Genomic DNA, 6,000 nt, shown 5'->3' with positions numbered 1-6,000 from the left:
TCGAGTCGGCGCGTCTGTCCCGTTCTGGGGCGTCGAGTCGGCGCGTCTGCCCCGAGACGTCAGTGACGCTTCGGGGCACATACGCCGACTCGGCGAGTATTCGCGGGGCAGTTGCGCCGACTCGGCGTTGTTTTCTGGGGCAGATGCGCCGAGTCGGCGGTCTGTTACTTGCGGCCCAGGGACTGGAACTTCTGGAGTACGCCGGAGGGGACTGCGCGGGCGATGGTGGCGAGGGCCTTGTAGCGCTTGCTGGGGATCGAGAAGGTCTTGTCGTCCTCGTAGTCGTCGAGGGCCTCGCGGACGAGGTCGTCGACGTCGAGCCACATCCAGGCGGGGGCGGAGTCGTAGCCGGAGCCGAGGCGCTCGTGGAACTCGGTCTTGGTGAAGCCGGGCAGCAGGGCCATGACCTTGACGCCCTTGCCGGCGTACTCGTTGTGGGCCCACTCGGTGAAGGAGTTGATCCACGCCTTGGCGGCGGAGTAGGTGCCGCGGGGGAGGTAGGAGGCGACGGAGCCGACGTTGATGATGCCGCCGTGGCCGCGGGCGACCTGGCCGCGCAGGGCGGCGTGGGAGAGGCGCAGCGGCGCGATGATCAGCACCTCGGCCATCGCGGTCTCCTCGTCGGCGGAGTTGTCGAGGAAGCGGCGCTTGAGGCCGTGGCCGGCGTTGTTGACCAGCAGGTCGACCGGGCGCGCGGCGTCGGCCAGGCGGGCCTCGACGGCGGCCAGGTCGGCGGTGTCGGTCAGGTCGGCGCGCAGCACCTCGGCGCTGACGCCGTGGGCGTCGGTGAGGTCCTTGGCGACGCCGTTGAGACGCTCCTCGTCGCGAGCGACGAGGACGAGGTCGTGGCCGCGGGCAGCGAGCTGCTGGGCGAAGGCGAGTCCGATGCCGGCGGTGGCGCCGGTGACCAGGGCGGTGGGGTTCGACATGGGGCAATCCTGCCACCACGTCGAGGGAGACCACTCTCGGTGTCGGCCGTGGGATTCCGCTGCGGAATCACGTTTTCTGTCGGTCGTGTGACAGTTGACTTGCGGTCGTACGTGTTTGGATGATGTTCGGCGTGGACTTCTCATGCCGACTCGGATGCGTGATGGAGAAGTGAGCCGCGGTGGACGTCATCGCACGGTGAGATCCCGGCCGCTCCGGCGCACCAAGATGCTCTTCGCCGCATCCCTGCTGACCTCTGCCGGCCTGTTCGGCGGCATCGAGATCATCGCCGAGCCGGAGGCGAGCGGCTCCGACCTCACCGCCGGCGGCATGAAGGCAGGCGTCGGCAACGAGTCCCGCACCCCGGTCTGGCCCCACGACGCCCAGCGCGACGCAGCGGCCACCCGGGACGTCGCCGCCCGGGTGGCGGCCGCCGAGAAGACGCTCCCGGCCGACTCCGGCGTCGGCCGCCGGGTGGTCTTCTCGATCAGCCGCCAGCGCGTCTGGATCGTCTCCGCGGCCGAGCGGACGCGGCGCACCTATCCGGTGTCGGGCAGCGCCTACGACAACCTGAAGCCCGGCACCTACAAGGTCTTCTCGCGCTCCAAGCGGGCGAAGGGCATCGAGGACTCGGGCACCATGAAGTGGTTCGTACGCTTCACCAAAGGTCCCAACGCCGCGATCGGCTTCCACGACATCCCGGTGGACAAGGGCAAGCGCGTACAGACCCGCGCCCAGCTCGGCACCCCGCTCTCGCACGGGTGCATCCGCCAGGCCGAGCCGGACGCGAAGGCGATGTGGCGCTTCGCGCGGCTCGGCACCAAGGTGGTCGTGACGCCGTAGCGCGCGCGTACGGACGGGTCAGGCGTCGGCCTTCGGGGCGGAGCTGCCGCCCGAGGAGCGACGGCGGCGGCGACGACGGGGCGCGGTGCCCTCGGACTTGGCCTCGCCGGGCTCCGGGTTCGAGCCGGCGGCCGCGGGGGCGCCGGACTTCTCGACGACCTGGCCGCCGCGGGAGCGGGTGCGCTGGCGGTTGCGATTGCGGGGAGCGCGCTCGCGCTTCTCGCCGTCGGCGCCGGCGTCCTTGTCCTTCGGATTGTCCTTGGGGCGGTCGGGCGTGGCCTTCTTGATGCGGCCCTTGGTGCCCTTCGGGATGCCCATGTCGTGGAGGAAGTGCTCCGAGGAGGAGTAGGTCTCCAGCGGCTCGTCGAAGGGGAGGTCGAGCGCCTTGTTGATCATCTTCCACTTGTGCAGGTCGGCCCAGTCGACCAGCGTGACCGCGACGCCCGAGGCGCCGGCGCGGCCGGTGCGACCGATGCGGTGCACGTAGGTCTTCTCGTCGTCAGGGGTCGTGTAGTTGACCACGTGGGAGACGCCGGTGACGTCGATGCCGCGGGCGGCGACGTCGGTGGCCACCAGGACCTCGACCTTGCCGTCACGGAACTTCTGCATGACCCGCTCGCGGGCGGCCTGCTGCATGTCGCCGTGCAGGGGAGAGGCCGGGAAGCCACGGTCGGCGAGGTCGTCGGCCACGCGCTGGGCCTGACGCTTGGTGCGGGCGAAGACGACGACCTTGTCGTGGTCCTCGCACTGCAGCAGACGGCCGATCATCTCCGGCTTGTCGAGATCGTGGGCCTGGTAGACGAACTGCGCGGTGGCCGGCACGGTCTCGCGCTCGGTCGAGGACTCGGCGCGGATGTTCATCGGGTGACGCATGTAGGAGCGCGCCAGCGCCACGATCGCACCCGGCATGGTGGCAGAGAAGAGCAGCGTCTGCCGGGTCTCCGGGGTGAGGGTGACGAGCTTCTCCACGTCGGGCAGGAAGCCGAGGTCGAGCATCTCGTCGGCCTCGTCGAGCACGAGGGCGTGCACGTGGGAGAGGTCGAGGACCTTGCGGTTGGCCAGGTCGATCAGGCGCCCGGGGGTGCCGACGACGATGTCGACGCCGCTCTCCAGCGCGTCGATCTGCGGCTCGTAGCCGGCGCCGCCGTAGACGGTCAGCACGCGGAGGCCGCGGTCCTCGGAGATCAGGGAGATCTCGGCCGAGACCTGCATGGCCAGCTCACGGGTCGGAGCCACGATCAGCGCCTGCGGCTTGCCCTGCGGAAGGTCGACGTAGTCGCTGTCCTTGGGGGACACGCTGCGCTGCACAACGGGGATGCCGAAGGCGAGCGTCTTGCCGGAGCCGGTGCGGGCCTGGCCGATCAGGTCGGTGCCCTGGAGGGCGACCGAGAGCGTCATCTCCTGGATGGCGAAGGGGGTGGTGATGCCTTTGCGCTCGAGCGGAGCGCAGATCTCGGGGTGAACACCGAGGTCCTTGAACGTAGTCATATTTTCGTCGCTACTCGCTTGTCTCATCGAATGCGGCGAGCGACTCACGGGTGTCTCGAGCTTGCCAAGCGAGTGCCACGCCGCGCACATACGGGGACCAGGCCGGCGCGATACACAGGTGAATATCAGCGGCTCTGGGTCGGTCGAAAGACATTCTATCGGTAGGGTTCTCCCGTGGTTGCATCGTCAGAGTTCACCGGTCCCGAGGATCCGTTCGGTGATCCCGTCTACAAGGCTGCCGTCATCGACCTGCTGGGAGCGGTCGCCTACGGCGAGGTCTCGGCCGTCGAGAGGCTGACCGACGACGCCAAGATGGCGCCCTCGCTCGAGGACAAGACGGCGCTGCTGGCGATGGCTGCCGCGCAGCAGGCCAAGATCCAGCCGGTCCTCGACCGGCTCGAGGAGCTCGGCGTCGACTCCTACGCGGCCATGGAGCCGCTGCGCGAGGGCTTCGACGAGTTCCACATCCACACCAAGCCCGCCGACTGGTGGGAGTCGCTGGTCAAGGCGTACGTCGGCGACGGGCTCGCCAACGACTTCTACCTCGAGATCGCCGGCTATCTCGACGAGGAGACCCACAAGCTCGTCGTGACCACGCTCGAGGACTCCGGGCGCGCCGACTTCGTGGTCGACCGGGTTCGGGCCGGCATCGAGGCCGACCCCCTCATCGGCGGACGGCTGGCGCTGTGGGGCCGTCGACTGATGGGCGAGGCGATCATCCAGGCGCAGCAGGTCGCCGCCACCCGCGAGGGGCTCAGCGAGCTGATCACCGGCGGCCACCTCGCCGGTCTCGACCTCGGCTCCATCGGCGAGATGCTCACTCGCCTCACCCAGCGTCACGTCGAGCGAATGGGCAAGCTCGGGCTTGAGCACTGACATCCTCTGGACCGGCTGGCAGGGCGAGCAGATCGTGCCCGACGCCGCGGGTGTCTGGACGTCTCCCGAGGTCAGTCCCGGTTTCTCCTTCGACGAGCTGGTCGCTTCCTGGAACGTGACGACGCCGCCCGGGTCCTGGGTGGAGGTCGCGGTGCAGGTGGTCGCGGAGTCGGGGGACCGCAGCGGCTGGCTGGTGCTCGCCCGCTGGTCCTCCGACCCCGACTTCACCTCCACCTCCGTCTCCGGCCAGGACGACCCGGTCGCGGCCGCGGCCGACGACACCATCCTGGGTCGCGACGGGCGCAGGTTCACCGCCTACTCGTTGCGGCTCAGCATCCATGGCCCCGTCGACGGTCTGCCGCGCGCGTCGTTGCTCGGGGCGATGGTCTCCGCGGACGCGCGCAACGCCGGACCCGCTCCGGGGCCCGAGGGCAGCGGGACGGTCGTCGGCGGCGTACCCGCCTATTCACAGCAGCTCCACCGCGACCGCTGCCCCCAGTGGGACGGCGGCGGCCAGTCCTGGTGCAGCGCTGCGTCCACGGCGATGATCGTCGACTTCTGGGGCGTCGGGCCCACGCCCGAGGAGACGGCCTGGGTCGACTACGAGACCCCCGACCCGCAGGTGCCGTTCACGGTCCGCGAGGTCTACGACGAGTCCTTCGGCGGCGCCGGCAACTGGGCGTTCAACACCGCCTACGCCGGCTCCCGCGCCCTGGTCGCGTACGTCACCAGGCTCCGCTCCTTCGCCGAGGCCGCCCGCTGGGTCGATGCCGGGATCCCGCTGGTGCTCGGCGTCTCCCACCAGGAGGGCGAGCTGACCGGCGCCGGCTACGTCACCAACGGCCACCTGCTCGTGCTCACCGGGTTCGACGCCGCCGGCGATCCGGTCGTCCACGATCCCGCCTCCCACCGGATCGCCAACGACGCGGAGGTGCCCACGACCTACGACCTCGGCGAGCTCGACCGTGCCTGGGCCCGCTCCGGGCGCGTCGTCTACCTCATCCGGCCGCCGCACGTGGCGCCGCCGGAGCCCCCCGCACAGCCGAACTGGTAGCCGCCGCAGAACAGCGGAAGCGGCCCCACCCCGACGGGAGGGACCGCTTCCGAGTGACCTGGGCGAGGCTCAGGCCTTGGACCTTCCGGTGATGCCGGAGGCGACGACGACCGCGACCGCGGCGACGACGACCTGCCAGACGTGACGCCACCAGTCGATGCCGTTGGTGGCGTTGTCCCAGGTGGCCGCGTGACCGTCGAAGTCGGGGTTGTTCTGACCGAAGATGACCCAGTAGAGCAGGCTACCCACGAGCATTCCGACGATGCCGCACACGACGGTCAGCCAGAGCGGGATGTTGTCCTTGTCGCCCGGCGCGACCCACTTGCCGAGCAGACCGATGATGACACCACCGATGAGGGTGACGAGAATAGTCCCAATCATGCCCTTTTCCCTTCAGGTTGAGATGGCGCAATGAATGCGCCTATGTCTCGATAGTGCACCTGTTGGGACGGCAATGCACGGGCAACATGGCCCAAACCCGAACTTGATCACCCTGAAATCAGGGTCATCCCGGAGGAGTCAGCCTGCGAAGCCGACCTTGCCGACCTTGGCGGGCCCGATCTCGACGTAGGCGAGCTTCTCGGTCGGGACGATGACCTTGCGGCCCTTGTGGTCGGTCAATGCGAGCACAGCACCGCCGCCGAGGGCGTCGGCGATGAGCTTCTCCACCGACTCGCTGGACTCCTCGGTCTCCACGACGAGCTCACGGGCGGCCTGCTGGACGCCGATCTTGACCTCCACGGGTCCTCCTTGCGATAAGTCGATCAATGCTCCGGAATCCTCTCACACGGTTGGTGAGGAACCCCGTCGTT

The 6,000-nt window shown here is 69.3% G+C and carries 7 protein-coding genes; 3 read left to right on the top strand and 4 right to left on the bottom strand.

Annotation, left to right across the window (positions count from 1 at the left end; genetic code table 11):
- Positions 1 to 164 precede the first annotated feature (164 nt).
- Positions 165 to 929, bottom strand: a complete 765-nt coding sequence (locus IEY81_RS19355) for an SDR family NAD(P)-dependent oxidoreductase (protein WP_189120127.1) — start codon at positions 927 to 929, stop codon at positions 165 to 167.
- A 196-nt stretch (positions 930 to 1,125) separates the two neighbouring features.
- Here IEY81_RS19355 and IEY81_RS19350 point away from each other — a divergent pair, with 196 nt between their 5' ends.
- Positions 1,126 to 1,770 (top strand): L,D-transpeptidase, encoded by a 645-nt coding sequence (locus IEY81_RS19350; RefSeq protein WP_189120126.1) that lies wholly within the window; start codon positions 1,126 to 1,128, stop codon positions 1,768 to 1,770.
- An 18-nt stretch (positions 1,771 to 1,788) separates the two neighbouring features.
- Here the strand turns inward: IEY81_RS19350 and IEY81_RS19345 are convergent, their stop codons facing one another.
- Entirely contained in the window at positions 1,789 to 3,258 is a 1,470-nt protein-coding gene (locus tag IEY81_RS19345) for a DEAD/DEAH box helicase (protein WP_189120125.1), read from the bottom strand.
- A gap of 174 nt (positions 3,259 to 3,432) precedes the next feature.
- Here IEY81_RS19345 and IEY81_RS19340 point away from each other — a divergent pair, with 174 nt between their 5' ends.
- Positions 3,433 to 4,134, top strand: coding sequence for a ferritin-like fold-containing protein (locus IEY81_RS19340; protein ID WP_189120124.1), 702 nt, complete (start codon positions 3,433 to 3,435; stop codon positions 4,132 to 4,134).
- A complete protein-coding gene (locus IEY81_RS19335; RefSeq protein ID WP_189120123.1) occupies positions 4,124 to 5,188 on the top strand; it encodes a C39 family peptidase in 1,065 nt (354 codons plus the stop codon). Before IEY81_RS19340 ends, IEY81_RS19335 begins: the two co-directional genes overlap by 11 nt.
- 69 nt (positions 5,189 to 5,257) lie before the next feature.
- On the opposite strand, the gene IEY81_RS19330 is transcribed toward IEY81_RS19335, so the two are convergent.
- Both IEY81_RS19330 and IEY81_RS19325 read right to left on the bottom strand, forming a co-directional pair.
- Positions 5,258 to 5,569: a hypothetical protein gene (locus tag IEY81_RS19330; protein WP_189120122.1), complete on the bottom strand. Its 312-nt coding sequence runs from the start codon at positions 5,567 to 5,569 to the stop codon at positions 5,258 to 5,260.
- A 138-nt stretch (positions 5,570 to 5,707) separates the two neighbouring features.
- On the bottom strand, positions 5,708 to 5,929 hold the full coding sequence (locus tag IEY81_RS19325; RefSeq protein WP_189120121.1) for a DUF3107 domain-containing protein: 222 nt from the start codon (positions 5,927 to 5,929) through the stop codon (positions 5,708 to 5,710).
- Between the last annotated feature and the right edge of the window lie 71 nt (positions 5,930 to 6,000).

It is taken from the genome of Nocardioides luteus (genome assembly GCF_014648595.1).
Classification (GTDB): Bacteria; Actinomycetota; Actinomycetes; order Propionibacteriales; family Nocardioidaceae; genus Nocardioides; species Nocardioides luteus.
Note: the sequence above shows the minus strand (reverse complement) of the source record. Positions and strands in the feature narration are given on the sequence as shown.

Coding starts and splice junctions, on each gene's coding strand:
- IEY81_RS19355 (WP_189120127.1), bottom strand. CDS start 929: ATGTCGAACCCCACCGCCCTGGTCACCGGCGCCACCGCCGGCATCGGA.
- IEY81_RS19345 (WP_189120125.1), bottom strand. CDS start 3,258: ATGACTACGTTCAAGGACCTCGGTGTTCACCCCGAGATCTGCGCTCCG.
- IEY81_RS19330 (WP_189120122.1), bottom strand. CDS start 5,569: ATGATTGGGACTATTCTCGTCACCCTCATCGGTGGTGTCATCATCGGT.